The sequence below is a fragment of the Nocardia amamiensis genome (assembly GCF_015477605.1).
In the GTDB taxonomy this organism is placed as follows: Bacteria; Actinomycetota; Actinomycetes; order Mycobacteriales; family Mycobacteriaceae; genus Nocardia; species Nocardia amamiensis_A.
Genome location: NZ_JADLQX010000015.1, coordinates 139,038 through 163,607 on the forward strand (window position 1 = coordinate 139,038; position 24,570 = coordinate 163,607).

Genomic DNA, 24,570 nt, shown 5'->3' on the forward strand with positions numbered 1-24,570 from the left:
TGCTGCGGCGGCATGGTCGCGTCTCGGGGTGCCGCCCGGCAGCTCGATCCAGGCGCTGCGGCGTCCGGAGGGCGGCGTCCGCAGACGCGTTCGGCCAGCGTCGGTGACAGGCCATGGCCGGTGCCGCCCCTCTGGCGCCACCCGCCTATCGCCCCGCCACGCTCCAGGGGTAAGAACAGGGGCATGCGACATCCGGCCAGTCCGATCCTCAACGCGCTGACCTACCTGCCGGAACGGACGATCGCGCAGACCCCGGCGTTGCTGGGCATGGACTACACCGACCTGTCCGTGACCACCTTGGACGGCGAGGTCTTGCACGCCTGGTGGATTCCGGCGCGGGAATCGGCTGGGCACATCCTGTTCGCGCACGGCAACGCGGGCAATATCGGTGACCGCGTGCCGATCTTCGCGCTGCTGACCGAGGCGGGGTTCGACGTGCTGGCCTTCGACTACCGCGGGTACGGGCGCAGCACCGGAAGGCCCACCGAGCACGGCACCTACCTCGACGCCCGCGCGGCGCGTGAGGCGCTGCTGGCGCAACCCGATGTCGATCCAGATCATGTGCTCTACCTGGGCAAATCGCTCGGTGGCGGCGTCATGCTGGAGCTGGCGCAGTATCACCCACCGGCCGGGTTGATGCTGATGTCCACGTTCACCGGGCTGCGCGACGCGGCTCGCTCGGTGTATCCCTTCCTGCCCGCGCCGCTGGTCCCGAACGCGTATCCGAACGAACGCCGCATCCGCGAGCTGCGCGCCCCGGTGCTGATCATGCACGGCGACCAGGACGAGCTGCTGCCGCCGCGGCACGCGGAACGGCTCTACGCCGCGGCCAGGGAGCCGAAACGGCTGGTCGTCTTTCCCGGCGCGGGGCACAACGACCTGATCACGGTCGGCGGCTCAGCCTGGTACGACTTGGTCCGGCACTGGGCGGGCAGCGTGGTCCGGCGGTGAGCCGGACACTCCGGTCGCCGCTGCGTAGCCTGGCGTCATGAGTGACAACAGCGATATAGCGGGCCGGTTGGCCGGGTTGTCCGACGCGGAGCTGGCGGGTGTGCTGCTGGTCGCGACAGCGGGGCGGCCGGGGTTCGCGGCGGTCCACGCGGCGCTGGTGGGACTGCTCGAGTCGGGTGCCGAAGGCCGCGCGGTGGATGTGAATCCCGCCACGCCATCTGGGACGGTTCCGGTCCCTGGCCAGGCGCCGGAGGTATTCGGCCAGGTCGGAGGCGTTTCCGCGGTACCGGCGGTACCGGTACCGCCGTCGGGTATCGTCACACCCGCCGAGAGTGGCGGATATTCGGCCTCGGGTGTTCCTACTTTCGAGTCAGTTCGCGATAAGGTCGAGCAGCGCTTCGGCACCGCGCAGGGGATGAGCGAACTCGACCGGCAAACTCCCGCGGGCCGCGGCGTGGACGAACAATGGGAGGCGCGCGAGAAGGCCGCGCGGGAGCGCCTGGATCGGATTCGGAAATCGTTGCATGGCAACGACACCGACGCAGACCAGCCGTGATCCGGGCCGGCCGCGCCGGACGACGACTGTGATGGATGGATTTCGATGAGCGAGCCGCGTGAGATCGCCGAACGGCTGCTGGACGCCCAAGTGGAATTCCTGCTCGCCGAGGTGACCGGCGACCGCTTCGCCGAGGTGATCGCGCGCGACACCGAAGCGGTGCTCGCGGTCGCCGACACGCTGGTCTTCCGGGACATCGTCGAGATCGAGCAGGCCAAGGAAACCGTCCGCACCGTCATCGAGCTGATCGGCGGCAGCCCGGTGCTGGCCGACATGGTCGGGGTGTTCGCCGATTCCATCTACGACCACATCGCCGCCAATCACGACTACACGCTCGGCGAGGTGGTCGACCGCGAGCCGGTCGAGGCGCTGCTGGAGAAGATCTTCGGCATGCATCAAGCGCAGGAGCGCATCCTGGACCGGCTCACCGAGAGCCCGCTGGTGGCCACCGTCGCCTCGAAGTTCGTGGACAAGCTGATCAACGACTTCATGCAGGCCAACCGGGAACGCGCCGAGAAGATTCCGGGCGTCTCCTCGCTCATGTCGCTGGGCCAGTCCGCCGCCAATCGGGCGAAGAAGGTCGCCGACAGCACCTTCGTCGGCGACCTCGCCGGCAAGGGCGCGCTGTTCGCGCTCAAGCGCACCAACAACGCGATCCGCGAGATGCTGCGCGACGCCCCGGTGCACGACGCCGCGATGGAGTTCTGGGACCTGCATGCCGACGAACCGGTCAGCGGGCTGCGTGAATACCTGACCCAGAAGGATCTCAACGAGCTGGTGCTGCTGTGCTACGAAATCGCCGTCACCACGCGCGAGAAGGAGTACTTCGGCCTGCTCGTGGAGGAGTGCGTCGAAGTGTTCTTCATCAAGTACGGCGATTACACGCTGGCGGCCATGCTGCCCGAACTCGGCCTCTCCGGCGACGACATCGCCAAGGAGATCCTGCGCTACGGCCCCGCGGTCATCGAAGGCGCGAAGCGGGAAGGTCTGCTGGCCAAGCTTATTCGCGAGCGCCTCGAACCGTTCTACACCTCCGACGCGGTGCGCGGTATTCTCGCCGGAGAATAGTGCTCGGCAACGCCGTTCTCGAGGCGGACCGCCACGGGAACCGACTGGAGGACAACGGGCATAACGTCTGCAGCGCTCGGAATTCGGGCGCCGTGTGCGCACCGCTGGCGAGAGGGTAGCTCCGCTGCATCGGTAGTACCGGGACGATCGTCAGGCCCGCCTGTGCCAGCCGAGCGCTGCCTTGTTGGCAGCGCGTGATCGGAAAGCCTGTTCCGTTACCGCGGCAGTGCGGGAACGATTGCCTCGCCGACCTCTGCCAGCCGGTCGCAGGGACTCTGCCCGGCGGTCTTGTTGACCAGCGTCAGCTGCAGCAACCCTTGCTCGGCGGAGAACAGCACGTCGCACATCTGATCCTTGGCCGCCCCGTCGACGCGGAACTCGCGGCCCGCGCGTCCGGCGATGGTGACGTCCTGGAATTCGACATTGCCCGGCTTGCGCTCGAACTCGGCCACGGTCCCGCTGGTGGAGAACACGCCGAGGGTGTAGTCGGCGCCCTTCCACCCGCAGATCTCCCAACCGGGTTGTTTGACGCCGCCGACGCCGACCTGTTCGGTGGCCGGGTCGAGTCCGGCTGCGGTCAGCGCGGTCTCGGGGATGCCGGTGCACGGGTCGAACAGCTGGGCTTGCGCACCACTGGCGCTCGTGGCTTTCGTGCTGGTCGCGGCCGGTGTCCCGCCGGATTCGCCGCCGCCGCAGGCGGACAGTCCCAGCACAAGTGCTACCGCCAAGGGAACCAACGTGATTCGGTGCGCCATCCGCTCTCTTACCCTCCGGAGTGTCGGGCCGGACTGTATCAGAGCCGCGCTAGTGGGTTTGACGCCGGGCGAAGACGGGTATCACGCAGTGTGATTCGGCATCCGGCCCGGTGGGGATGGATGTCGCTTTTGTCGCGCCCGGTAACCCTTCGTTGCCAGTGTGTTTAGAAGTCCGCACAGTGTCCGATTTGTCCGCTTTTCGCATTGACAGTGGATAGGCGCTGTGAAAGTTTGCCCTTGTTTTCGTGCGCTCACCGCGGAGCGATCACGGCGGGGCAATCGGAGGAGCCAGGGTGGTGCGGTTACGTCGACGGCCGGAGAATTCCGGCGGCACACGGGTCGCCGCGCCCGTCGCCCTCGTCGGTGAACGGCAGGCGTCCAGCAGCGGAATTGTGCGCCCGCGGACCATTCGGGGACAGCTGGCCCGAATCCTCGTCGTGTCACTGGTTCTGGTGCTCGCGTTGCTGGGCGCTCTGGTCGTGCGGGAGATCGACGCGTATCGCAAGAGCCGGGATACGGTTGCCGCGGTGTCGCTGGCCCTCGCGGTCCAGGACCTGGTGCACGAGACGCAGCGGGAGCGCGGTCTGACCAACGGCCTGCTCGGCGGCGACGGACGATTGCGGCAGCCGGTGGCCGACCAGCGCGGCGCCGTCGACCGCGCGCTGCGCGACTTACAGCAGGCGATGGCGAGCAACCCGCCAGGCGCGGATCGGGTGCGCTCGGCCGCCCGGCCGCTGACCGACCTGGACGCGACCCGGTCCCGAATCGATGAGCTGCGTACGTCACGGCAGGCCGCCTTCCAGTACTACACCGACGCCATCGACACGCTGAACCACCTGTCCCTCGGTCTCGACCAGGCGAGCGACCCCACGGTCCGGCACGGCCTGCAAGCGCTGTACGCGCTGGGCGAGGCCAAGGAGCAGACCGCGCGGGAACGCGGCTTCCTCAACGGGGTCTTCGCCGCCGACGAGTTCGGGCCAGGAGAGTACGTGCAGTTCCTCGACATCCGCGCGGCCAAGCTGGCCGGTCTGGCCGCGTTCGCCCGCGACGCCACCCCGGCCCAGCGGTCGGGTCTGGACGCCGCGCTGGACGGCGCCGACGCGCTCGCGGCGGCGGAGGCGGAGAACATCGCGATCGCCTCCAGCGCGGGAGCGCTGGTGCGGCCGGTCGACCCGATCAGCTGGTGGACCCGGATGACCGCGGTGATCGACGAGCAGCGCACCGTGCAGCAGGCGGTCGGCGCCGACGTGCGGCAGCGCGCGGATGTGTTGCGCCGCAAGGCCGCCGCCGTTCTCGGCGCGTTCGTGCTCGCGGCGTTGGCCGCGATCGCGGTGGAGGTGGCGCTGGTCGTCGCCGCCGTGCGGGCGATCGTGCGGCCGCTGGCGACGCTGGCCGCCGACGCCGACGACGTCTCGGGCCGACGACTGCCCGACGTGATCGCCGCTTGGCGCACCGGCGCCGACACCCGGCCGGACCCGCCCGCGCCGGTGCGCACACCGCCGGGAGCGAGCGCCGAGATCGCCGCGGTGGCCGGAGCGCTGGACCGGGTGCAGTCCACCGCGTTCGAACTCGCGTCGGAGCAGGCGCTGGTGCGCCGCAACACCACCGAGTCGATGGTGAGCCTGGCCCGCCGCAGCCAGAACCTGGTCCGCCGCCAGCTCAATCTGATCAGCGAATTCGAACGCGAGGAACTCGATCCCAAGGCGCTGTCGAACTTGTTCCAGCTCGATCACCTCGCCACCCGCATGCGCCGCAACGCCGAAAGCCTGCTCGTGCTGGTCGGCGAGGCGAGCCCGCGCCGCTGGGCGGAACCGATCCCGTTGAGCGACGTGATCCGGGCCGGTCTGTCCGAAGTCGACGACTACCGCAGGGTGGTGCTGCGGCGCATGGACGACGTGCTGATCAGCGGGACGGCGGCCAGCGAGCTGGCGCACATGCTCGCCGAGCTGATCGAGAACGGGCTCGCCTTCTCCCCGCCGGATCTGGAAGTGGAGATCTACGGTCGCGCCGTGCCGGGCGGGTACCTGCTCGCCGTGGTCGATCACGGTGTCGGCATGCCCGCGGAGCAACTGGACCAGGCCAACGCACGGCTGCGCGGCGAACAGGACTTCGTCGTCGCGCCCACCCGCAATCTCGGCCACTACGTGGTCGGCAGGCTGGCCCGGCGGCTGGGCATCGGCGTCGAGCTGAGCGTCTCGCCGGTGAGCGGCATCGTGGCGCGCCTGATGCTGCCGCCGGGAATGCTGGAGGCTGAGTTGAATCAGCCAGGCGACGCCGTGCGTGAGGGCTCTGCTGCGGCCCGAGCCGAAAGCGGGACCGACTCCGGACAGGCGGCCGGAGTGACATACTCAGCGCCAGGTGGCCCAACGCGAGGTGCTACCGCTCCGCTCCCGGTCGTTTCGGGTGCGGGGGTGCAGCGCCCTTCCGCGACTGCGGCCGATCAGATCGGTGCGCCACCCATGTCGGTGATCTCGGCCCCGGCGCACTCCGTGGGCGGCACATCGGCTTATGTCCAATTCGTCTCGCCGCGAACCGGATCGGCGGCCGCGCCAACCCCTCCCGCGGTCGAATCCACCCGTCCGACAGCGCAATCGAACTCAGAAGAGCCGACGATTCAGCACACCAAGAACGGCTTGGTGAAGCGAAACAAGAAAGCCCGCGCGGCTGCCGCGCGTCCCGGTCCTGCCGCCGTTCCCCGGCCGCAGCTCGCACCGGCGGTCGACCGCTCTCCTGCGGAGACCCGCAGCATGCTGTCCGCCTTCCGGACCGGACACCAGCGTGGCACACCGGCCGCCGCCCCGCGCCCCACTGACATCCGCGCCGTCGATTCGGCGCACGAATTACAGCCTGCCGTGCCCATCGCAGAGGAGGCTCGATGAGACATGATCGCGCAGCGCTCATCGAGCCGCCGGGGTGCGGGAACCCCCGCAAGATACAGGAGATCCGGTGACCACCCACCTATCGAGCGCCGACCCGCACACGTTCAACTGGATGCTGGCGAACTTCGTCCGCGAGACCGACGGAGTCCGGGAAGCGGTCGCGGTCTCGTCGGACGGACTGCTCATCGCGATGTCCGAAGGCCTGGACCGCACCTCCGCCGACCGGCTCGCCGCCATGGTGTCCGGTCTGGTGGGCCTCGCCAAGAGCGCGTCGCGCAGCTACTCGTTCGACGGTCTGAAACTGATCATGATCGAGATGAAGCGCGGATTCCTGCTCGTCTCGGCGATGGGCGACGGCAGCTGCCTCGGCGTGATCGCCGACAGCGGGTGCGACGTCGGCCTGGTCGGCTACGAGATGGCGGTACTCGCCGACCGCGCGGGCGCGCTGCTGGACCCGGCGCTCATCGCCGAACTACGTGAGACGCTGCGGCGATGAGACCGCCGGACATCCCTCGGCTGCCGGACCCGCGCATGATCTCGGTCCAGGGGACCTACGGCGGCTTCGGCACGCCGCCGAGCCGCCCGGCCGACGAATCAGCCGGTGGCGACGAGCGATTCGTGCGCCCCTTCGTCGTCACCGCCGGCCGCACCACACCGTTGCTGGACGGACTGCGGATCGAGACACTCGTGCGGGCGGAGCCCGGGGCGCTGACCGCGCCGCTGCGCTTCGAACAGCACACCCTCGTGCGGCTGTGCCAGCAGCCGCACTCCATCGCCGAGATCGGGACCGCGCTGCGCGTTCCGATCGGGGTCGCGAAGGTCGTCGTCAGCGACCTGGCCGCCACCGGACACGTGACCGTGCGCGCCGCCGACCAGCTCACCGCCGCTGCCATCGAGAGGATCAGGGACCTTGTCCGGGCACTCTGACATACGAACGCCTGCCATGCCGTCGTCGGTGAAAATCGTGGTCAGCGGCGGATTCGGCGTCGGGAAGACGACATTCATCGCGGCCATCTCCGAAATCGAGCCGCTGGTGACGGAGGCGGCGATGACCGAGATGGCCGTCGGCGTGGACGATCCGGGACACCGCGCGGACAAGACGCAGACCACGGTCGCCCTGGACTTCGGCCGCATCACCCTCGACGGTTCGCTGATTCTGTACCTGTTCGGCACACCGGGACAGGACCGATTCGTCTTCCTCTGGGACGACCTGGTCGACGGCGCGCTCGGCGCGGTGATCGTGGTGGACACCACCCGCGTCGACGACTGCTATCCGGTACTGGACTACTTCGAGGAACGCGGCACGCCGTTCGTCGTCGCGGTCAACCGCTTCGAGGGCAGCACCCACTTCGACCTCGACGAGGTCCGTGAGGCGCTCGAACTGGAGCATTGGGTTCCGGTGCTGGAGTGCGATGCGAGGCAACGCGATTCGGTCAAGGACGTGCTGGTGTCGTTGCTCGAGCAGGTGCTCCTGCACCGCACGGTCGACCTCCCCGCCTGAGCGGCAGGAGGAGCGCTGCCGCGCGCTCGGTCGCTGGTCTGTGGCCTCAGCCACCACCTCGGCCGGGGTTCACCGGTCGCTACGGACGGCTGGGATGTCGACCACGAGTCCGGCATCCTGGGGTCGGCCGAATTGCGGCAGACTGGCCGACGCAACGCACCGCGGTCACCGGACGAACGAAGCATCCGCCGATGAATTCGCCGCGCGCCCGTCGTCTGTAGTGGTGCAAGCCCAACGAGCAGAAAGCACAGAGTCATGAGCAACGGCAAAGACCTCGCCCTGTCCCACATCGGCGTGCTGGTCGCAGACCAGGAGAAGGCCCTGGAGTTCTACCGCGACGTGATCGGCCTCGAGGTGCGCGCGGATCTGCCGTTCGCCGGCGGGCGCTGGGTGACCGTCGGTCCGGCGAAGCAGCCGGGGATCGAGTTCATCCTGGAGACCCCCGAGATGGTGCCGGACGACGCGGCGCGCGCGGCGGCGCGGGAGCGTCTGGCCAGTGGCGCGCAGGGCACCCTGATCTTCGTCACCGACGACGTGGACGCGACCTTCGCCCGGCTGCGCGATGCCGGGGTCGAGGTGACGCAGGAGCCCATCTCGCAGCCGTACGGGGTTCGTGACTGCGGATTCCGCGACCCGTGGGGCAACCACCTGCGCTTTTCCGAACTGCAGGGCTGAGCCGGGCGGGCCCGGTGTGGCCCGCGTCGCACACATTCGCAGACCGGACAATACTGTCTGATCATGGGCGAACCTACGATCGACACCCCACAGGACGCCATCCGGCCGCTGCGTGACGACATCCGGTTCCTCGGTGGCGTGCTCGGCGACACCATCCGCGGCCACGAGGGACCGGAGGTCTTCGACCTCATCGAACGGGTGCGCATCGAGGCGTTCCGGGTGCGCCGTGAGGAGGTCGGTCGCAGCGCCGTCGCGGAGATGCTGCACGGTGTCGACATCGCGGTGGCTCTCCCGCTCATCCGCGCGTTCAGCTATTTCGTGCTGCTGGCCAACTTGGCCGAGGACATCCAGCGCGACCGTCGCCGCGCCGCGCACGAGGCGGCCGGGGAGCCGCCGCAGGATTCCTCGCTGGCGGCGACCTACCGCAAGCTGGACGCGGCGGCGCTGGACGGACGGCGGGTCGCCGATCTGCTGGCCGACGCGCTGGTCTCGCCGGTGATCACCGCGCACCCGACGGAGACCCGCCGCCGCACCGTCTTCGACGCGCAGGCCCGGATCACCGAGTTGATGCGGCGGCGCCAGCGCTATGCCGAGAACGAACGCGAGCGCGCCGATCTCGAGTCGCAGATTCGCCGCCAGGTGCTCAGCCTGTGGCGCACCGCGCTGATCCGGTTGGCCCGTTTGCGCATCCAGGACGAGATCTCGGTGGGATTGCGCTATTACGACCTCACCCTGTTCGACGTGATCCCGGCGATCAACGCCGAGGTGCGCGCCGCGCTGCGTTCACGCTGGCCCGGTGTTGAGCTGCTGCCGCGCCCGATGCTGCGGCCCGGCTCGTGGATCGGCGGCGACCGGGACGGAAATCCCTACGTCACCGCCGATGTCGTGCGTCAGGCCGCCTACCGCGCCGCGGGGGTCGCCTTCGAGCGCTATCTGCACGAGCTGGTCGAGTTGGAGAAGACGCTGTCGCTGTCGGCCCGGCTCGTAGCGGTGACGCCCGAGGTGGCCGCGCTCGCCGAGACCGGATATCCCGATCCCGCCACGCACGCCGACGAGCCGTATCGCCGTGCGCTGCATCATATTCGCGCTCGCCTGACCGCCACGGCGCAGGCGGCGCTCGGGGAGGTTCCCCCGAACGGCCTGGATGCCGGGGCGCGCCCCTACTCGACACCCCAGGCGGTGCTGGACGACCTCGACGCCGTGGACGCCTCGCTGCGTGGCAGCGGTGACGACCTGCTCGCCGACGACCGACTCGCCGCGCTGCGCTACGCCCTGGAGACGTTCGGCTTCCACCTGCAAGGCCTGGACATGCGGCAGAACTCCGAAGTGCATGAGCAGGTGGTCGCGGAACTGCTGGCCTGGGCGGGGGTGCACCCCGACTACGCGAGCCTGCCGGAGGCGCGGCGGGTGGAGCTGCTCACGGCCGAGCTGAGCACCCGCCGTCCGCTGCTCGGCCCGCACGCGCGGCTGAGCGAGTTGGCCGCGAAGGAACTCGGCATCGTCCGCGCCGCACGGGAAGTGGTGGAAACCCTCGGCGCCGAGGCGGTGCCGAACTACATCATCAGCATGTGCACGTCGGTCAGCGACCTGCTGGAAGCCGCTCTGCTGCTCAAGGAGGGCGGACTGCTCGATCCGGGGGAGCCCGGCGTGCCGCCGAGCTGCCCGGTGGGCATCGTGCCGCTGTTCGAGACCATCGAGGACCTCGGAGCCGGGGCGGCCACCCTGTCCGCGGCGCTGGAGGTTCCGGTGTATCGCGAGCTGGTGGCGGCACAGGGGATGCGCCAGGAAGTGATGCTCGGCTACTCCGACTCCAACAAGGACGGCGGATACCTCGCCGCCAACTGGGCGTTGTACCGGGCCGAACTGGACCTGGTGGAGGTGGCCCGCAAGACCGGAATCAGGTTGCGGCTGTTCCACGGGCGCGGCGGCACGGTGGGCCGCGGCGGCGGACGCAGTTACGACGCGATCCTCGCCCAGCCCGCGGGTGCGGTGCGCGGCTCGCTGCGGCTCACCGAGCAGGGTGAGGTGATCGCCGCGAAGTACGCCGAACCCGGTGCGGCGCATCGCAATCTGGAGTCGCTGATCGCGGGCACGCTGGAGTCGACCCTGCTGGACGTGGAAGGCCTCGGGCCCGACGCGGAGCCGTCCTACGGGATCATGGACGACCTGGCGGCGCGCGCCCGTGCGGCGTATGCGCGTCTGGTGCACGAAACCCCTGGCTTCGTAGAGTATTTCCGCCAGTCCACGCCCGTCGCGGAGGTCGGCGACCTGAACATCGGCAGCAGGCCCGCATCGCGCAAGCCGACCAGCTCGGTCGCCGACCTGCGTGCCATCCCGTGGGTGATGTCATGGAGCCAGGCGCGGGTGATGCTGCCCGGCTGGTACGGCACCGGCACCGCGTTGGAGGAGTGGATCGGCGGCGACCCGGAGCGTCTTGCGACGCTGGCGGATCTGTACCGCCGCTGGCCGTTCTTCCGGACGGTGCTGTCCAATCTGGCCCAGGTGATGGCCAAGACCGATCTGGACATCGCCGCCCGCTACGCCGAACTCGTCGACGACGTGGCGCTGCGGGAGCAGATCTTCGGCATGATCCGCGACGAGCACGCCAGGACCATCCGCATGCACGCGGCGATCACCGGCAACGACCACCTGCTGGCCGACAATCCCTCGCTGGCCGAGTCCATCCACAACCGCTTCCCCTACCTGGAACCGCTGAACCAGATGCAGGTGGAGCTGCTGCGCCGCCTGCGCGCGGGGGATGACTCGGAATTGGTCAAGCGCGGCATCCTGCTGACCATGAACGGCCTGGCCACTGCCCTGCGTAACTCGGGCTGACCGGCTGGTGCCGATTCGCTGGGGCAGACATGCGCTGAGAAGCAGTGGAGTTCGGACGGCTCGGGACGAGCTGTCGATCGATGAAGCGGCTGTCGCGGCCCGCGGGGATCACACGAGGGTCTCGCGCGCGAGGGCATACCGGCGACTTCCTGGGTGCGCCGCGCGGGAACTCTGTGGGCACCGCCTCGACGCTCTCGAGCTGTTGAAGAGGAACGCTGCCGGACGTGGGCCGAGAAGATCCGTGCCTATCGACCGAACAGCCCTTGCGCCATCCGGGGATTACGCGGTCGGTCCGGATAGCCGATGCGTTGGTGACACAGTCCCTCATAAGAGGCCCGGCACCTGGCGACGATCTCCGTCAGTGCCGTGTTCGCCTCGCCGGCGTCACTCCACGAGGGCGCGGCATGCCGTACTGCCGGGTAGTTGAAGAAGAGATGCCGGTCGGACCAGGCCGGGAAGGAGAGCGCCGTGCCGATCGATCAAACAGCCGTCGCGGCACTCGAGGACCGGGTCATAGGTCCTGAGCACAAGGGCATGCCGCCGACTTCTTGGGGCCGCACCGTGCGGGAGTTCCTCGCCACGGCACCGACTCTCGATCAGCTGGAGACGCCGGTGCTCACCGTCGACCGCGCGGCGGTCGCGACGAACATCGCGGTGATGGCCGACTGGGTGCGCGCGGCGGGCGTGCGGCTCGCGCCGCACGGTAAGACCACCATGGCCCCGCAGCTGTGGGCCGATCAGCTGGCCGCCGGCTCATGGGGAATAACCTTGGCCACCATCTGGCAGACGCAGGTGGCGCGATCCTTCGGCGTCGCCCGCATCCTGCTGGCCAACGCGCTGGTCGATCCGGTCGGATTGCACTGGCTGGCCACGGAATTGGCGAACGACCCCGGTTTCGAGTTCGCCTGCTGGGCCGACAGTGTCGAGACGGTCGCGCTGATGGACGAGCACCTGCGCACCGCGCCGGGATCGGAGCGCGTCCGGGTCCTCGTCGAGCTCGGCGGGCCACGCGGCCGGACCGGAGCACGGACAGTCGAGCAAGCGCATGCCGTCGCGCGCGCGATCGACCGGGCGTCCCGGCTGACGCTGGCCGGGGTCGGCGGTTACGAGGGCGCGCTCGCACACTACCGCACCCCGAATGGCATTCGCGCGCGACTATCTCGCGGAACTCGCCCGCCTGCATCACGAACTCGCCGCTGGCGGGCGGTATCCGGGGTCGGCGATCATCACCGCGGGCGGCAGTGCCTATCCGGAGCTGGCGGTCGAATACCTCGCCCCGCTCGCCGACGAGCAGGGCACACGTGGCGTCGCGACCACGGTAGTCCTGCGCTCCGGGGCGTACGTCATCCATGACGACGGCTTCTACGCGGCCATGTCGCCCTTGGCGGCACCCCGCAGCGAGCGGTCGTTGCGCTCCGCGATGCATGGCTGGGCGCGCACGCTCTCCCGCCCGGAGCCCGGGCTCGCCCTGCTGGATGCGGGAAAGCGCGATCTGCCATTCGATGAGGGGTTCCCGATTCCGCAGCGCATCGCCGGACCGAAAAGCATTCCACTGGACCCCGACGCCATGGTGTCGGCACTGAACGACCAGCACACCTTCTTGCGCCTACCAGGATCCGCCGCAACGGAATTGCCGATCGGCGCGGTCGTGCGACTCGGCCTCTCTCATCCGTGCACTGCCTTCGACAAGTGGCGGCTCATCCCGGTGATCGATGACGCCGACGCCCCGACGCCGCGTGTAGTCGACCTACTGCACACATTCTTCTGACGGTGCGGCCGAGGAGTGCACGTGATCGAGCGAGCACATCAGTTGCTAGCCAGTCGATCTCGCGACCGTGTTGGTATACCCACGTGTACGTGGCTACGAAACGGCTCGTTCTCGAGCGACCGTGAGCACGATCTTGCCTTGGATGTGGCCGCGTTCGGCGCGTTGATGTGCCGCTCGGGCCTCCGCGAGTGGAAATGTGGCTGTCTATCGCGACGCGGACGGTGCCCGCGTCGAGCAGGCGTCCCAGTTCGGCGAGCTGCGCGCCGTTCGAGCGGACCTGGGTGCCCGAGACGGTGACGCCCAGCCTCGCGGTCTCTTCGTCGTCGTAATCGCCGGAGAACACCGGGTACAGGGCGCCGCCACGCTGGATCGTGCGCAGGAAGCGATTGCTGTCGCGACCACCGACGGTGTCGAGAACGAGGTCGACGTCGTGCGCGAGTTCCTCCCCGCTCGGCGAGATCCATCGCCGCGCCATGAAACGCTATGTTCGGCAAGGTGCTTTCGACGCCGCCCTGCTCGACCGCTACGTCGGATGGCTGGATACCCGTTCCGGCCGCGAACGGTACGCGGACTATTTCGCCGGTTACAGCGTGCGGCTGCGACCGCAGCTCGCCGACCTGTCCGGGGTCTGCTGCCCGACCGCGATCGTCTGGGGGGTGATCGAGACACCGCCTGCACCTTCACCATTGCCGAGGATCTGGCGCGGCGACTACCTAGTGCCTGCGCGGGATCCTGTGACGACTCGGCGCCTCGCAACACCTTCGTCGCGGCTTCCCCTCGGCGGATAGCTGGTCCGTCTGGGGCGCAGGTGCGTGTCCTATGCCAGCGGCTTACTCCGCTACCTCCCATCAGGCGGCAGTGTTGCCGGGTTGCGGGGGTTGCCGCAGTTGTCGGCGGTGTTGTTCGTGTTGTTCGTGGATGCGGGTGATGGTTTCGGCGAGTAGTTCGCCGCTGTGGTGGCGGTGGTTCACGCGTGGGATCTGGTCGGGGTCGATGTGGGGTGGCGCGATCCATCCTGATCGCCCCGGGAACCGTGAATCGTTGCCGAGGGTGACGGTTTTCCAGCCGCCGGGTCCGTCGTGGACCAGCGAGTGGCAGTGATCGCAAGCCAAGGTTTCGTTGCCGATGTCGGTAGCGCCGCCCTTGGCGTAGTCGGTGATGTGGTGTACGGCGGACAGAGTGGCGGGCGCATCGCAGCCAGGGCGGGAGCAGCCGCGTAGGGCGGCGATCAACGCCAGCCGTTGCGCCGGGGTGGCCAGCCGCTTGGCGCGGCCCAAATGCAAAGGTAGCCCGCGGTGGTCGAACACGGCCAAGAACAGGTGCGCTTGTTCGGCTAGTTTCAATGCCTCGCCGATGGGGATGCTGCCGCCGGAGGCAGTGGTCGCCACCCCCGACCTCTTTTCGACATCGTCAATGCTCATGGTCAGAATCGCCGACACCGGCAACCCGCGGTGATTGCCCAATCGATCCAAGGCCAGCTCAGGTTCCAGCACCGCCACCAGGGCGTCGTGGTTGCGTTGGGCGGTCGAGCGGTGATCACGCTGCGCGGCGTCGGCCAGGGCGTGGGGGTCGATCGGCCCGTCCAGGCCGGTGGGGCTGTCAGGGTCTTCGGGGTTGTTGATGCCGGGACGGGCGAACTTGGCCAGGATCGGATCCAGCAGTGCCCGCAGCAGCGGGGTGATCTCCCCGTGGATCGGGGTCATGCCGTCCGCGCGTTGACGCCCGAGGGTTATGCCGCGCATCCTTTTGCGATCCCCGTCGTCGGTTAGCCGCCCGTCGGGGTCGAGATGGGCGAGGATGCGGTCGCCGACCTTGCTGAGGTCGTCCGGGGATCCGGAGCGGGCGAATTCGGCCAGGATCTGTTCGGCCGCTTCGCGATCGGCGTCGTCGATGCCGCGAGGTACCCGTTTCATCACCGCCGCGATCCCGCGTGCATGATCGGCCGAGATTTCGCCCGCAGCCTGCGCCGCGGCGGTATGCGGCAGGAGCGGTGCGGTGTCGGCGCCGTCCATGGTGTGCCAGACGCCGAGGTCCCGCACCGCCGCGACCCGGCTGCCCGCGTCGGCGGCCGACAACCGCAGGGTTTCCATCAGAAACCGTTTGCTGGTGCGTGCCCCGGCACGAGCCGGGATCGACCGCTCTTCCACCTCTACCAGCAACCGATGCGACACTGCCGCCAACCTGCGGGCGCAGGCCTCGATACCGCGCAGCAGATCGACAACCTCGTCATCGGACAATCTGGTCAGCGGCAGCTCGAGCAGACCCGCGACCGCGTCCGCCAGCGGCACCACCGCTGGCGACAACGATTTCTCCTCACCCGAACTCATGTTCGAATCCTAGGCGAAACGGCTCAGCTCAGGCAATAGAAAGCCTTGTCTGATCTGCACTTTTCCTTCTGTCTCGCACGGGGATTCGACTCATCGGCGCGTCTGTCCGAGATGCGATTGAGGGGTGATCGTCCGCAACTGACGGACCATGTGACCGATGTCCGGTGCGGATAGTCGGCGCATGGATCAGCAGGCAGATTTCTGCGACGCGCGATTCCTCAATCGTCAGGCAGTCAACGACTGGATACCGAAGGCTCGGGTTTCGAGACCGGAATCTGGACAACGCAGGCCGCTGGTGTCGGATGTGGTCGCTGGTCCGTCAGTCGGTCCGGTGGCGGAGAAATGAAGAAGGCTCTGCACTGGGCGCGACGCCAGTGCAGAGCCGTCCGAGAAATCGGGAGTGGTCAGGTAGTGGGGCGATCGAACTCCCCATTCATCACGCCTGCGGTGAAGGCATTCCAGTCGCTCGGGGTGAACACCAGTACGGGGCCGGTGGAATTCTTACTGTCACGGATGCCGACCGCACCGCCTGCGAGGAAAGCGACTTCTACGCAGTCGGCTCCCCCTCCGCTGTGGCTCGACTTGAACCACCGCGCCCCGGTTAGATCAACGATCACGGCCGAACTCCCTTGCTATCTCACGTAAAAGATCCCGGCTGGGCCGGGTGTCCAGGCTTGCTTGCTGAAGCGTTGCGAAGGCCTGGCGACATCTCATTACATCCGTTCGTCCTTCAAGGTAGGCGCTTCCGGTGAAGCTCTCGCAGTAGACCAGGGGCGGCTCTCCCGGTTTGCCCCGCCCGCCGGGGGCGAAGTCCAGGATGGTGAACGGCGGCAGGGCTATGCCCAGCGGAAGCCCGACATGGAAGGGCAGTATTCGGACCTCCACATTGGCGAGAGTGCCAGCGTCCGCTACATGCCGCAACTGCGTGGCCATCACGCCCGGGTTGCCGACAACGGTTCGTAGCACGGACTCGTGAAGTACGAATGACGCCGTCGTCGGCTGGCGCGACCGAGTCAGGATGTGTCGTCGCTGATGCCGAAGTCGCACACGGCGCTCCAGTTCTTCCTCGGTGTCTTCCGGGAAGTAGCGTCGGTCAATTGCCCGTGCGTAGTCGGCGGATTGCAGTAGTCCAGGTATCAGCAACGGCTGGAATACCGCCAACTCCTTTGCAGCGGTTTCCAATCCGACATACAGGTTGAACCATGCCGGGATCAGATCGCCATAGGCGTGCCACCACGACTTCGCTGGCGTCTGCTCGGCGAGGCCTCTGGCGACGTCCGTTTGGTCTTCATCGAGCCCGTATATCTCACACAGCGCCACAACGTCACGGACTCTGACTTTTTCGGTCAGCCCACGTTCCAGGCGGTTGAGGGTGGACTTGTGCCACTCCATGATCGCGGCGGCCCGCTCCGTGGTCAGCCCCGCTCCCTCGCGCGCTTCTCTCAAGAACCGGCCGAGCTGCCTGCGCAGCAGGGTGCTGCCCGAGTCCTCCGGTTCGCCTTCGTCGGTCATCCGATGCTCCCCCAATCGTTGCGTTCCGCGGTTACCGCTTGATTCAGAATGCGCCGATCGTAGGCGCCATCGCACAACTCCATCAGGCGATTCCGGCGGGTTTGCCGAGGTCGTCGTATTCCCGCGCCCCGGCTGGGTAGTTGACGCATCTTCTCCGCATGGCTAAGACCATTCGACTCAGCAGGGCGCAGGCCGCGGTGCTGTCGGCGCTGAAGCCCGGCGGAATCCTTTCTGTCGCTTCGCTCATGAAGACGGCCGGGCTTACCGGTTGGCAGGTTCGCCACGCGGTGATGCGTCTTCGGTTGCGAGGTCTGATCGTCGCGGGCGGCTGGATCGGTCCCAGCGGCTACCAGATCACCAGGCGAGGCCGGGACACGCTCACGGCCCATGGCCGGTACTCCTAGGGAGCCGGCGAACATGTTGCACATCACTTCGACCGGGCACGGCGAGGCCAGGTGGCGGATGACCGGCCGACGCATCGAGATGGAGTCGTTCACCGATTACCGCAGTCGGACCCTTGCCTACCGGATGCGTCTGGACGGAACGACGGTGGATATCCCCAACGGCGCGGCCGGAGTCGTGTACTTCGGCGAAGACGGCGCACGCCCTGACCTCGCCCTTGTGCGTGAGTGGTTCCCCAAGCATTGGCAGCTGTGGGACGCGGTGAAATCCGCGTATTGGGATGTTGTTCTGCCTCTTGCCTACCCGCGCCGCGAAACCCAGACCCGGAACGCCGACGATTACGTGCCGGGCAACCGCACTTCCGCGATGCCCCCCGACGTATGAGGCCTCTCGCCAGCCCCTCCCAGCAGTCCGGTCGTCACAGCCTTTCTGCTCGGATTCTCCAGGTGCTCAAGGCAATTGTCGGCTAGGTTAGGTGGGTGACCAAGGTCGTCTGGGAGGCATATCCGCAACGCGCTGGACTCGCTGAGCACACACCCGGTTACCTACTATCCGACGATCCGTTCCAGATTGCCGAGCGGCTCTCCGATGTAGGTTTCGAGACGGTCCATCTCACCGGCGCACGCTGGACTCGGTCCGACGAGAACTACACCTACACGGCAACCGTCACCGAATCGGAGGGGTCCCACGCCGACGCCGCCGCCGAAATCAATCGGTACCTGAAGGCGACCGAACTGCAGCAAGACGTCCGGCGCATCCTGTACGCCTTCGTGATCCGCCAGGACTGCGGCGACGGGCCGGTCAGCCGTGACGAGGCATTACGTGTCGCCGGTAGTCAAGCGGCCCTCGACGCGTTGATCTACCTGCGTCCGCGAGCCGAGGACGTCGGCGTGGACGAGATCCTGCACCGCGGGATCGATGCGCTGGCCCTACTGCACGCCGAACGCGAGCTGGGTCTGCTGAACGACGACGACTAGCTGTACCGACCTGAGAGGTTCCGTCAGCTTGCCGCGCCGCCGATCAGCGCACGCACCAACCGGTCCAGCGCGGGGCGTGGATCGAAGTCGGGCGCCGGATTCGCCAACTGGTGCAGGATGATTCCGTCGAACTGGGCGACGAGAATCCGCGTCGCCGCCTCGTCGCCGCCGACTCCGGCCAGCAGGGTGGCGGCCCAGCCGGTCAGTCGGCGGTGTCCGCGCCGCACGCTCTCGCGCAGCGCGGGCATGGTCTGCGCTTCCAGGAACAGGGCATAGCGGGCCAGCGTTCGTATCCGGTCGGTGCGCGCCGCGTGGACCACGAAGGCGGCCATGCCGTCGACGAGTTCATCGATCGTGCTCGGTACGGGCCTGCGGCTGAGCGCTTCCCAGTCCGCGTAGTCGCGTGCTTCGAGCCGCTCGGCGATGCCGGTCAGCAGCGCCTCGCGGGTGCGGAAGTAGTTGGATGCCGACCCGGCGGGCATGCCGGCGACCTCGTCGACCGCCCGATGGGTGAGCGCACGGGTGCCGCGGGACCCGAGCAGCTCGATCGCCGCGTCCAGAACGAGTTCGCGCTTGGTGGACACACCGTAATACTACATCGGTAGTGATGCTGGTTACAGCCGCCGCGCCTCGCACTACATTAGTAGTACCGTCGAGGTGAGCGGCCCGCGGCGCGGGCAGGAGAAAGGGGAAGCCATGTCGGAGGCGGTCGTCGTGGGCGGTGGCATCGGCGGTCTGGCGGCCGCTGTGGCCTTCCTCCGGCAGGGGTGGGATGTCGAAGTGCTCGAACGGGCCACCGAGATCACCGCCGTCGGCGCTGGACTGTCCCTGTGGCCCAACGCGCTTCGCGCCCTCGACGCGCTCGGTCTCGGCGATCGGGTCCGCGAACGTGCCGTCGAGGGAGGGACGGCGGGCATCCGGGATCCAGCGGGCCGCTGGCTGACGCGGATGGACGCCGAGGCGATCCGGGCGCGCTACGGCAGCCCGATCATGATGCACCGCGCCGACCTGGTGCACATCCTGCGCTCGGCGATCCCCGCGGACGCGGTGCGCACCGGCGTCACGGTGACCGAAGCCGCAGTCGATGGCACGGTGCGGCACTCGGCCGGAACGTCCAGCGGCGACATCGTCGTCGGCGCCGACGGCATCCGCAGCGTTGTGCGCCGCGCGGTCTGCGGGGAGGTGCGGCCGCGCTATGGCGGCTATACCGCGTGGCGGGTCGTCGTCACGCCGCATGAGCCGATCGTCGGCATGGGCGAAACCTTGGGCCGCGGCGAGCGTTTCGGCTACGGCGCGATCGCTGACGGCCGGGTCTACTGCTTCGCGACGGCGAATATGCCCGAGGGCGCCCCGGGCGGCGGGCTGGCCGAGCTGCATGACCGATTCGGTGGGTGGCATGAGCCGATCCCCGGCCTGCTCGCGGCGGCGAACGAGTCCGACCTGCTGCAGCACGACCTCTACGATCTGCCCGCACTGAAAACCTATGTGGCAGGGCGCGTCGCGCTGGTCGGCGACGCGGCGCACGCGATGATGCCCACCCTCGGACAGGGTGCCTGCCAGGCGCTGGAGGACGCGGTGGTGCTGGCCAGGGCGGCCGCCGACGAAGATCTCACCCGCTACGACCGGGCGCGCAGGCCGCGCACACGGATGATCGCCGACCGCTCCCGTCGCTTCGGCGCGGCGGCACAACTCTCGTTCGCGCCTGTGGTCGCTATCCGCGACACCCTGGTACGCGCGATCCCCTCGTCGGTACAGCTCAGATCGCTGGGATCAGTGCTGGATTGGACCTGCTAGCTGCCAGAACCGCACAAGCGTTTGCAACTCTGGCACGTGATAGTGGCTCAGTGGCGGATCCCCGGCCCGGTGTGCTCCTCCTTTCGCGACCAGCCGCGACGAGGCAGCGGCAAGCTCCCGCACACTGCAACGCCGCCCGATCGTATTCGGGCACGTCGCTGTCCTCGACCAGCTGATCGAGGTGTTCTGGCAGTGGCGCCGCCCATCGGCCGACGATGGTCGCCGCCGCGTCCAGAATCTCCACCCGGCGGCGGTGAAGGCGTTCGGCAGTCGAAGATCGCGACGGTCGCCGGGGCGCAAGGTCAAAACGACCCCAGGCGTTGCCGCGGTCAGGTCCCGCCACACCGGGTACAGACGGCGCAGCGCACGCGAGTCCCGATCCAGGCGAAGCAGAAGTCTCGCGAGGCAGTACACCTAGGGCGCAACGAAGTCGCGGAGGGCATGGCCGCAGCGGGCGGCTTGGGCGCGGAGGGCATCGACGAGTTCCTGCGGACCGGCGAGCAAGGTGAAGTCGAGGTCCACCGAGGTGATCATCCACACCAGTTGCTCCGGTGACTCGGCGCCGACATACAGGCGGCAGTTGTGGTCGTCGACGGCCTCCACGGCGCCCATCCCCGGCCACAAGCGGTCGGCGGCGTCCTCGGCGGAGCGGTGCAGGAGCACGGTCGCTTGATGCGGCCACGAATGGAGCGACAGCCGCATGGAAAGGTACGACGCGACATCGCCTTCCGGCGGCTCCCGCGGTGTGAAGCGGGGGCCGGTGGGAATCCGCGGGGTGATCCGGTCCACCCGGAAGGTGCGCCAGTCGGCGCGGTCGACGTCCCAGGCGACCAGGTACCAGTGCCTACTGAAGTGCACGAGCGTGTGCGGCTCGGCGGTGCGCAGGCTGGGCGTCCCGGTGTGCGAGCGGTAGTCGAATCGCAAGCGTTCGTGTCGCTGACAGGACTCGGCGATGGCCATGAGGGTATCGGGGTGGACCTGTACAGCGGGCGCGGCAACGCGCAGCGTGGCGCCGCGCAGCGTGCGGACGCGGTGCCGCAACCGGGGTGGCAGCACCTGCTCCAGCTTGGTCAAGGCGCGCAGCGACGCTTCCTCGAGGCCGGTCACGGTGCCGGAGGCGCTGCGCAGGCCGACCGCCACCGCCACTGCTTCGTCGTCGTCGAGCAGCAGGGGCGGTAGCGCGGCGCCCGCGCCGAGCCGGTAACCGGCCGTGCCTTGGGTCGCGTGGACCGGGTAGCCGAGTTCGCGCAACCGGTCGATGTCGCGGCGGACGGTTCGTCCGGTGACGCCGAGCCGTTCGGCCAGTTCGGCGCCGGTCCAGTCGCGGTGCGTCTGCAGCAGGGCCAGCAGTTTGAGCAGGCGGGCCGACGTTTCCAACATGTCGTCCAGAATGCCGGAAGCAACACCGTCCGGCTCAGCCGCCGACCGGTCTCTCGGACGGGCGCCGGGGTGGCCTACGCGCCGGAGTAGCGCGCGTGCATCGCGGCGGCTGTCGCCGCGAGCCGCGCGCGCAGCTGCGGCGGTTCCAGCACTTCGACGAACTCACCGAGCGGAAGAATGCCCGTCGCGAGCACCTCGTAGGACTCAGAGGGCACCACCACCTCCACCCATCCTTCGGCATCGGGTGGTCCCGCGGAGGCCAGCGCCTCCGCGACCGCCGCCGGATCGTTCATCAGCCGCAGCAGCCGTAGGTGGCTTGCCGCGATCCGGCACCGCGCCCGCACGCGCAGCATCGAGCGCGCGAAATCGTCGGCGGCGTCGGCCCAGTGTGCCCGCAAGTCGAATTCCGCCGGGCGGACGAAGGTTTCGCCGGTCGGTTCGGCGGCGAGGATGCGGCTCACGCGATAGGAACGCAGCGCCGACCCGTCGCGGGCCACCAGGTACCAGGTGCCCGCTTTGAGTACCAGGCCCAGCGGGTCGAGCTCGCGTTCGACCACCTTGTCCTTGCGTCCGTACCGCACGCGCAGCCTCCGGTCGTGCCAGAGCGCGTCGGCGACAGTCGCGAGCGTCGGCGTCTCGTCCGGCCGGTGGAACCAGCCCGGCGCGTCCACGTGCACCCGCTCGGCGATGCGCGTCGCGCGCCCGCGCAGTTCGGGCGGCAGTGCGGCGAGCACCTTCAGCTGCGCGGTGGCCAGCACCGTGCCGAGCCCCAGATCGGCGGCGGCTCCGGGCAACCCGGTCAGCAGTACCGCGTCGGCCTCCTCGGTGGTGAGTCCGGTCAGCCGGGTTCGGTAGCCGTCGACCAGCCGCACGCCGCCTGCCCGGCCCGGCTCGCTGTACACCGGGACACCCGCCGCCGAAAGCGCATCGATATCGCGATACACGGTGCGTACCGAAACCTCCAGCTCCCTGGCCAGCTCAGGCGCCGTCAACCGGCCGCGTGTCTGCAGCAGTAACAACAGCTGCACCAGTCGACTCGCCCGCATGCCTGCGAGACTAGCCGGAAAACCTGACAGAAGATGACAAGTATTCGCCGTACCGTCGTGCCCATGACCACTTGGAGCCGATTCACCGAAGAAGCGCCGCATGTCGCCGAGATCTTCCTGCGCAGGCACCGTGCCGCGGGCAACCTCTGCATGCTCGGCACGCTCCGTTCCGACGGATCCCCGCGGATCAGCCCGGTCGAGCCGCGCATCTTCGAGGATTTCCTCGTCATCGCGGGCATGCCGGGGACGGCCAAGTTCCGTGACCTGGCCCGTGACCCGCGCTTCTGCCTGCACACCGCCACCGTCGACACGAACGTCTCCGACGGCGACGCCAAACTCTTCGGCGCCGTCGTCGACCTGCCCGACCGGGCCGTGCACGCCCGCTTCGCCCAGCAGTTGTTCGACGAAAGCGGTTTCGACATCCGCGGCCAGGAATTCGACCATTTCTACGTCGCCGACCTCACCGGCGCCTCGACCGTAGAGGTCGCCGACGACCATCTCGACATCACCATCTGGAAGCCCGGCGAGGGCGAGCGCGTGGTCCAGAAGCGCTGAGTCGCGGCTACCGCGACTCCCTGCCGCCCAACTCTGCTTTGCGGCGGAGGAGGAATTCTCGTTCGGCGGTGTTCTCGGTGCGGGTGATCGCGGCGTCATAGGCAGCGGCGGCGTCGGTGGTGCGTCCCAGCCGGGCCAGCAGGTCGGCGCGAATGGCGTGAAAGAGGTGGTAACCGGCCAGGTCGAGGGTGTCGAGCAGTTCCAATGCCGTTGCGGGACCGTCTACTTCGGCGACCGCAACCGCACGATTGAGGGCGACGATCGGGGTCGGCGTGAGCGCGGCGAGCTGGTCGTAGAGGCGCAGTATCTGGGTCCAATCGGTGGCCGCGGCGACGGGTGCGTCGGTGTGCACGGCGTTGATCGCCGCCTGCAATTGATACGGTCCCGGCTGATTGCGGCGCAGGCACTGCCGGACCAGGGCGTGCCCTTCGGCGATCAGATCGCGGTCCCACAGGCTGCGGTCCTGCTCCCGCAGCGGCATCAGCGACCCGTCGGCGCCGGTGCGGGCGGCGCGACGGGACTCACTCAGCAGCATCAGTGCCAGCAAACCGGCGACCTCCGGTTCGTCCGGCATGAGCTCGTTCAGCAGGCGCCCGAGGCGGATCGCCTCGGCGCACAAGCCGGCGCGGACCAGGTGCACACCGGAAGTTGCGGTGTGTCCTTCGGTGAAGATCAAGTAGACGACGGCGAGCACAGCGCGCAGCCGAGCGGGCAGATCCGCGTCCGCGGGCACCCGGTAGGGAATGCGGGCGTCGCGGATCTTGCCCTTCGCACGGACCAGCCGCTGCGCCATGGTGGGTTCCGAGGTCAAGAAGGCGCGGGCGATCTCCGCGGTGCTCAGGCCGCCGAGCAGCCGCAGCGTCAGCACCACCTGAGCGGGCACCGCCAGCGCGGGATGGCAGCAGGTGAAGATCAACCGGAGGCGGTCGTCGCGCAGCGTTCCCGCCACCTCGTCGGGCTCGTTCTCGGCGTGCAGCAGTGCGGCCTGCGCGTGCCGGTCGGCGCGGGACGCTTCCCGGCGCAGGCGGTCGATGGCGCGGTTGCGCGCGGTGGTGAGGATCCAGCCCGGCGGGCTCGGCGGGAGGCCGTCGGCGGGCCAGCGCTGGACCGCCGCGGTGAACGCGTCCTGCACCGCGTCCTCGGCGACGCCGATGTCACCGAAGACGCGGATCAGGCTCGCCACCGCGCGACCGTAGTGCTCGGTGAACACCGCCTCGATCACCGAGCCGGTCACAGGTTCGCCCATCTACTCGTCCTGGATCGGCCGGACCTCGACGGGCAAGGTGAGGACGGTGGTCAGCTTGCGCGCCCACTCCATCGCATCATCGAGATCGGCGGCACGGATGACGGTGAATCCGCCGATGTGCTCCTTGCCCTCGACATAGGGGCCGTCGGTGACGAGCATGTCACCGTCCTTGGCGTGCAGCACGGTGGCGGTCCCGGGTGCGTGCAGACCGGCGGCGAACACCCACGCGCCCGCTGCCCGCATTTCGTCGTTCAGCTTTCCGAGTTCGCGCATGATCTCATCGAGATCGTCCGGGACGCTCTCCCCATCGGGCTGGTAGATGCTGAGCAGATACTGCTTCATC

At 68.6% G+C, this 24,570-nt stretch carries 27 protein-coding genes and 2 pseudogenes; 17 read left to right on the forward strand and 12 right to left on the reverse strand.

Going from position 1 to position 24,570, the window contains the following annotated elements; translation table 11 throughout:
- Positions 1–183 precede the first annotated feature (183 nt).
- From IU459_RS20865 to IU459_RS20875, 3 genes are read left to right on the forward strand one after another with little or no spacing between them, the layout of a single operon-like run.
- Positions 184–951 carry an alpha/beta hydrolase gene (locus IU459_RS20865; protein WP_195131224.1) on the forward strand — a complete coding sequence of 256 codons (768 nt, stop codon included), beginning with the start codon at positions 184–186 and terminating at the stop codon, positions 949–951.
- 37 nt (positions 952–988) lie between these two features.
- Entirely contained in the window at positions 989–1,507 is a 519-nt protein-coding gene (locus tag IU459_RS20870) for a PspA/IM30 family protein (RefSeq protein WP_195131225.1), read from the forward strand.
- 45 nt (positions 1,508–1,552) lie between these two features.
- Positions 1,553–2,575, forward strand: a complete 1,023-nt coding sequence (locus IU459_RS20875) for a hypothetical protein (protein WP_195131226.1) — start codon at positions 1,553–1,555, stop codon at positions 2,573–2,575.
- A gap of 215 nt (positions 2,576–2,790) precedes the next feature.
- Here IU459_RS20875 and IU459_RS20880 read toward each other — a convergent pair whose 3' ends face one another.
- Positions 2,791–3,303 (reverse strand): DUF3558 domain-containing protein, encoded by a 513-nt coding sequence (locus IU459_RS20880; RefSeq protein WP_195131227.1) that lies wholly within the window; start codon positions 3,301–3,303, stop codon positions 2,791–2,793.
- 320 nt (positions 3,304–3,623) lie between these two features.
- Between IU459_RS20880 and IU459_RS20885 the strand changes: the two genes are divergently transcribed.
- From IU459_RS20885 to IU459_RS39735, 8 genes are all read left to right on the forward strand, one after another.
- The gene (locus tag IU459_RS20885) at positions 3,624–6,209 is read left to right on the forward strand and encodes a sensor histidine kinase (protein ID WP_324198959.1); all 2,586 of its coding nucleotides are present in this window, start codon (positions 3,624–3,626) and stop codon (positions 6,207–6,209) included.
- 67 nt (positions 6,210–6,276) lie between these two features.
- A complete protein-coding gene (locus IU459_RS20890) occupies positions 6,277–6,705 on the forward strand; it encodes a roadblock/LC7 domain-containing protein (protein WP_245671375.1) in 429 nt (142 codons plus the stop codon).
- A complete protein-coding gene (locus IU459_RS20895; RefSeq protein ID WP_195131228.1) occupies positions 6,702–7,136 on the forward strand; it encodes a DUF742 domain-containing protein in 435 nt (144 codons plus the stop codon). The genes IU459_RS20890 and IU459_RS20895 overlap by 4 nt, the downstream gene beginning before the upstream one ends.
- A 16-nt stretch (positions 7,137–7,152) precedes the next feature.
- Positions 7,153–7,710: a GTP-binding protein gene (locus tag IU459_RS20900; RefSeq protein ID WP_195131229.1), complete on the forward strand. Its 558-nt coding sequence runs from the start codon at positions 7,153–7,155 to the stop codon at positions 7,708–7,710.
- 255 nt (positions 7,711–7,965) lie between these two features.
- Positions 7,966–8,385 carry a VOC family protein gene (locus IU459_RS20905; RefSeq protein ID WP_195131230.1) on the forward strand — a complete coding sequence of 140 codons (420 nt, stop codon included), beginning with the start codon at positions 7,966–7,968 and terminating at the stop codon, positions 8,383–8,385.
- 63 nt (positions 8,386–8,448) lie between these two features.
- Positions 8,449–11,220: a phosphoenolpyruvate carboxylase gene (gene ppc / locus IU459_RS20910; protein ID WP_195131231.1), complete on the forward strand. Its 2,772-nt coding sequence runs from the start codon at positions 8,449–8,451 to the stop codon at positions 11,218–11,220.
- A gap of 468 nt (positions 11,221–11,688) precedes the next feature.
- On the forward strand, positions 11,689–12,573 hold the full coding sequence (locus IU459_RS39730; RefSeq protein ID WP_324198960.1) for a hypothetical protein: 885 nt from the start codon (positions 11,689–11,691) through the stop codon (positions 12,571–12,573).
- 19 nt (positions 12,574–12,592) lie between these two features.
- The gene (locus IU459_RS39735; RefSeq protein ID WP_324198961.1) at positions 12,593–12,988 is read left to right on the forward strand and encodes a hypothetical protein; all 396 of its coding nucleotides are present in this window, start codon (positions 12,593–12,595) and stop codon (positions 12,986–12,988) included.
- A gap of 93 nt (positions 12,989–13,081) precedes the next feature.
- Here IU459_RS39735 and IU459_RS40130 read toward each other — a convergent pair.
- Positions 13,082–13,150, reverse strand: a pseudogene (locus IU459_RS40130) (hypothetical protein); the annotation flags it as partial.
- 94 nt (positions 13,151–13,244) lie between these two features.
- A pseudogene (locus IU459_RS40135) lies at positions 13,245–13,463 on the reverse strand (hypothetical protein); the annotation flags it as partial.
- Between IU459_RS40135 and IU459_RS20925 the strand changes: the two are divergent.
- Positions 13,462–13,776, forward strand: coding sequence for a hypothetical protein (locus IU459_RS20925; RefSeq protein ID WP_195131232.1), 315 nt, complete (start codon positions 13,462–13,464; stop codon positions 13,774–13,776). The pseudogene IU459_RS40135 and the gene IU459_RS20925 sit on opposite strands and share 2 nt — an antisense overlap.
- A 60-nt stretch (positions 13,777–13,836) precedes the next feature.
- Here IU459_RS20925 and IU459_RS20930 read toward each other — a convergent pair whose 3' ends face one another.
- From IU459_RS20930 to IU459_RS20940, 3 genes are all read right to left on the reverse strand, one after another.
- Positions 13,837–15,315 (reverse strand): HNH endonuclease signature motif containing protein, encoded by a 1,479-nt coding sequence (locus IU459_RS20930; RefSeq protein WP_195131233.1) that lies wholly within the window; start codon positions 15,313–15,315, stop codon positions 13,837–13,839.
- Positions 15,316–15,719: 404 nt separating this feature from the next.
- Positions 15,720–15,932: a DUF397 domain-containing protein gene (locus tag IU459_RS20935; protein WP_195131234.1), complete on the reverse strand. Its 213-nt coding sequence runs from the start codon at positions 15,930–15,932 to the stop codon at positions 15,720–15,722.
- Positions 15,922–16,827 (reverse strand): helix-turn-helix domain-containing protein, encoded by a 906-nt coding sequence (locus tag IU459_RS20940; RefSeq protein WP_195131235.1) that lies wholly within the window; start codon positions 16,825–16,827, stop codon positions 15,922–15,924. Before IU459_RS20940 ends, IU459_RS20935 begins: the two co-directional genes overlap by 11 nt.
- A 158-nt stretch (positions 16,828–16,985) precedes the next feature.
- Between IU459_RS20940 and IU459_RS20945 the strand changes: the two genes are divergently transcribed.
- From IU459_RS20945 to IU459_RS20955, 3 genes are all read left to right on the forward strand, one after another.
- Positions 16,986–17,231 carry a hypothetical protein gene (locus tag IU459_RS20945; RefSeq protein ID WP_195131236.1) on the forward strand — a complete coding sequence of 82 codons (246 nt, stop codon included), beginning with the start codon at positions 16,986–16,988 and terminating at the stop codon, positions 17,229–17,231.
- A gap of 13 nt (positions 17,232–17,244) precedes the next feature.
- Positions 17,245–17,613 (forward strand): hypothetical protein, encoded by a 369-nt coding sequence (locus IU459_RS20950; RefSeq protein WP_195131237.1) that lies wholly within the window; start codon positions 17,245–17,247, stop codon positions 17,611–17,613.
- Between the two features lie 95 nt (positions 17,614–17,708).
- The gene (locus tag IU459_RS20955; protein WP_195131238.1) at positions 17,709–18,206 is read left to right on the forward strand and encodes a hypothetical protein; all 498 of its coding nucleotides are present in this window, start codon (positions 17,709–17,711) and stop codon (positions 18,204–18,206) included.
- Between the two features lie 23 nt (positions 18,207–18,229).
- On the opposite strand, the gene IU459_RS20960 is transcribed toward IU459_RS20955, so the two are convergent.
- Positions 18,230–18,790, reverse strand: coding sequence for a TetR/AcrR family transcriptional regulator (locus IU459_RS20960; protein WP_195131239.1), 561 nt, complete (start codon positions 18,788–18,790; stop codon positions 18,230–18,232).
- Positions 18,791–18,902: 112 nt separating this feature from the next.
- Between IU459_RS20960 and IU459_RS20965 the strand changes: the two genes are divergently transcribed.
- A complete protein-coding gene (locus tag IU459_RS20965) occupies positions 18,903–20,000 on the forward strand; it encodes an FAD-dependent monooxygenase (protein WP_195131294.1) in 1,098 nt (365 codons plus the stop codon).
- Here the strand turns inward: IU459_RS20965 and IU459_RS39740 are convergent.
- The 3 genes from IU459_RS39740 to IU459_RS20975 all read right to left on the reverse strand — a co-directional run bounded on the left by IU459_RS39740 (position 19,977) and on the right by IU459_RS20975 (position 22,426).
- Positions 19,977–20,414, reverse strand: a complete 438-nt coding sequence (locus IU459_RS39740) for a DUF6545 domain-containing protein (RefSeq protein ID WP_324198962.1) — start codon at positions 20,412–20,414, stop codon at positions 19,977–19,979. The genes IU459_RS20965 and IU459_RS39740 overlap by 24 nt on opposite strands.
- On the reverse strand, positions 20,415–21,380 hold the full coding sequence (locus IU459_RS20970) for a helix-turn-helix transcriptional regulator (protein ID WP_195131240.1): 966 nt from the start codon (positions 21,378–21,380) through the stop codon (positions 20,415–20,417).
- Between the two features lie 74 nt (positions 21,381–21,454).
- Positions 21,455–22,426, reverse strand: a complete 972-nt coding sequence (locus IU459_RS20975; RefSeq protein WP_195131241.1) for a helix-turn-helix transcriptional regulator — start codon at positions 22,424–22,426, stop codon at positions 21,455–21,457.
- Positions 22,427–22,489: 63 nt separating this feature from the next.
- Here IU459_RS20975 and IU459_RS20980 point away from each other — a divergent pair, with 63 nt between their 5' ends.
- Positions 22,490–22,981 (forward strand): pyridoxamine 5'-phosphate oxidase family protein, encoded by a 492-nt coding sequence (locus IU459_RS20980; RefSeq protein WP_195131242.1) that lies wholly within the window; start codon positions 22,490–22,492, stop codon positions 22,979–22,981.
- A gap of 7 nt (positions 22,982–22,988) precedes the next feature.
- Here IU459_RS20980 and IU459_RS20985 read toward each other — a convergent pair whose 3' ends face one another.
- Together IU459_RS20985 and IU459_RS20990 are read right to left on the reverse strand one after the other, a co-directional pair.
- Positions 22,989–24,227, reverse strand: coding sequence for an RNA polymerase sigma factor (locus IU459_RS20985; RefSeq protein ID WP_195131243.1), 1,239 nt, complete (start codon positions 24,225–24,227; stop codon positions 22,989–22,991).
- Positions 24,228–24,569 (reverse strand): YciI family protein, encoded by a 342-nt coding sequence (locus IU459_RS20990; RefSeq protein ID WP_195131244.1) that lies wholly within the window; start codon positions 24,567–24,569, stop codon positions 24,228–24,230.
- Between the last annotated feature and the right edge of the window lies 1 nt (position 24,570).

Bases quoted from the DNA above. Each gene is read 5' to 3' on its own strand.
- IU459_RS20930 (WP_195131233.1), bottom strand. From the start codon at position 15,315: ATGAGTTCGGGTGAGGAGAAATCGTTGTCGCCAGCGGTGGTGCCGCTG.
- IU459_RS20990 (WP_195131244.1), bottom strand. From the start codon at position 24,569: ATGAAGCAGTATCTGCTCAGCATCTACCAGCCCGATGGGGAGAGCGTC.
- IU459_RS20905 (WP_195131230.1), top strand. From the start codon at position 7,966: ATGAGCAACGGCAAAGACCTCGCCCTGTCCCACATCGGCGTGCTGGTC.
- IU459_RS20950 (WP_195131237.1), top strand. From the start codon at position 17,245: ATGTTGCACATCACTTCGACCGGGCACGGCGAGGCCAGGTGGCGGATG.
- IU459_RS20965 (WP_195131294.1), top strand. From the start codon at position 18,903: ATGTCGGAGGCGGTCGTCGTGGGCGGTGGCATCGGCGGTCTGGCGGCC.
- IU459_RS20940 (WP_195131235.1), bottom strand. From the start codon at position 16,827: ATGACCGACGAAGGCGAACCGGAGGACTCGGGCAGCACCCTGCTGCGC.
- IU459_RS20875 (WP_195131226.1), top strand. From the start codon at position 1,553: ATGAGCGAGCCGCGTGAGATCGCCGAACGGCTGCTGGACGCCCAAGTG.
- IU459_RS20970 (WP_195131240.1), bottom strand. From the start codon at position 21,380: ATGTTGGAAACGTCGGCCCGCCTGCTCAAACTGCTGGCCCTGCTGCAG.
- IU459_RS20980 (WP_195131242.1), top strand. From the start codon at position 22,490: ATGACCACTTGGAGCCGATTCACCGAAGAAGCGCCGCATGTCGCCGAG.
- IU459_RS20925 (WP_195131232.1), top strand. From the start codon at position 13,462: ATGAAACGCTATGTTCGGCAAGGTGCTTTCGACGCCGCCCTGCTCGAC.
- IU459_RS20900 (WP_195131229.1), top strand. From the start codon at position 7,153: ATGCCGTCGTCGGTGAAAATCGTGGTCAGCGGCGGATTCGGCGTCGGG.
- IU459_RS20975 (WP_195131241.1), bottom strand. From the start codon at position 22,426: ATGCGGGCGAGTCGACTGGTGCAGCTGTTGTTACTGCTGCAGACACGC.
- IU459_RS20985 (WP_195131243.1), bottom strand. From the start codon at position 24,227: ATGGGCGAACCTGTGACCGGCTCGGTGATCGAGGCGGTGTTCACCGAG.
- IU459_RS20870 (WP_195131225.1), top strand. From the start codon at position 989: ATGAGTGACAACAGCGATATAGCGGGCCGGTTGGCCGGGTTGTCCGAC.
- IU459_RS20945 (WP_195131236.1), top strand. From the start codon at position 16,986: ATGGCTAAGACCATTCGACTCAGCAGGGCGCAGGCCGCGGTGCTGTCG.
- IU459_RS20895 (WP_195131228.1), top strand. From the start codon at position 6,702: ATGAGACCGCCGGACATCCCTCGGCTGCCGGACCCGCGCATGATCTCG.
- IU459_RS20865 (WP_195131224.1), top strand. From the start codon at position 184: ATGCGACATCCGGCCAGTCCGATCCTCAACGCGCTGACCTACCTGCCG.
- IU459_RS39735 (WP_324198961.1), top strand. From the start codon at position 12,593: ATGTCGCCCTTGGCGGCACCCCGCAGCGAGCGGTCGTTGCGCTCCGCG.
- ppc (WP_195131231.1), top strand. From the start codon at position 8,449: ATGGGCGAACCTACGATCGACACCCCACAGGACGCCATCCGGCCGCTG.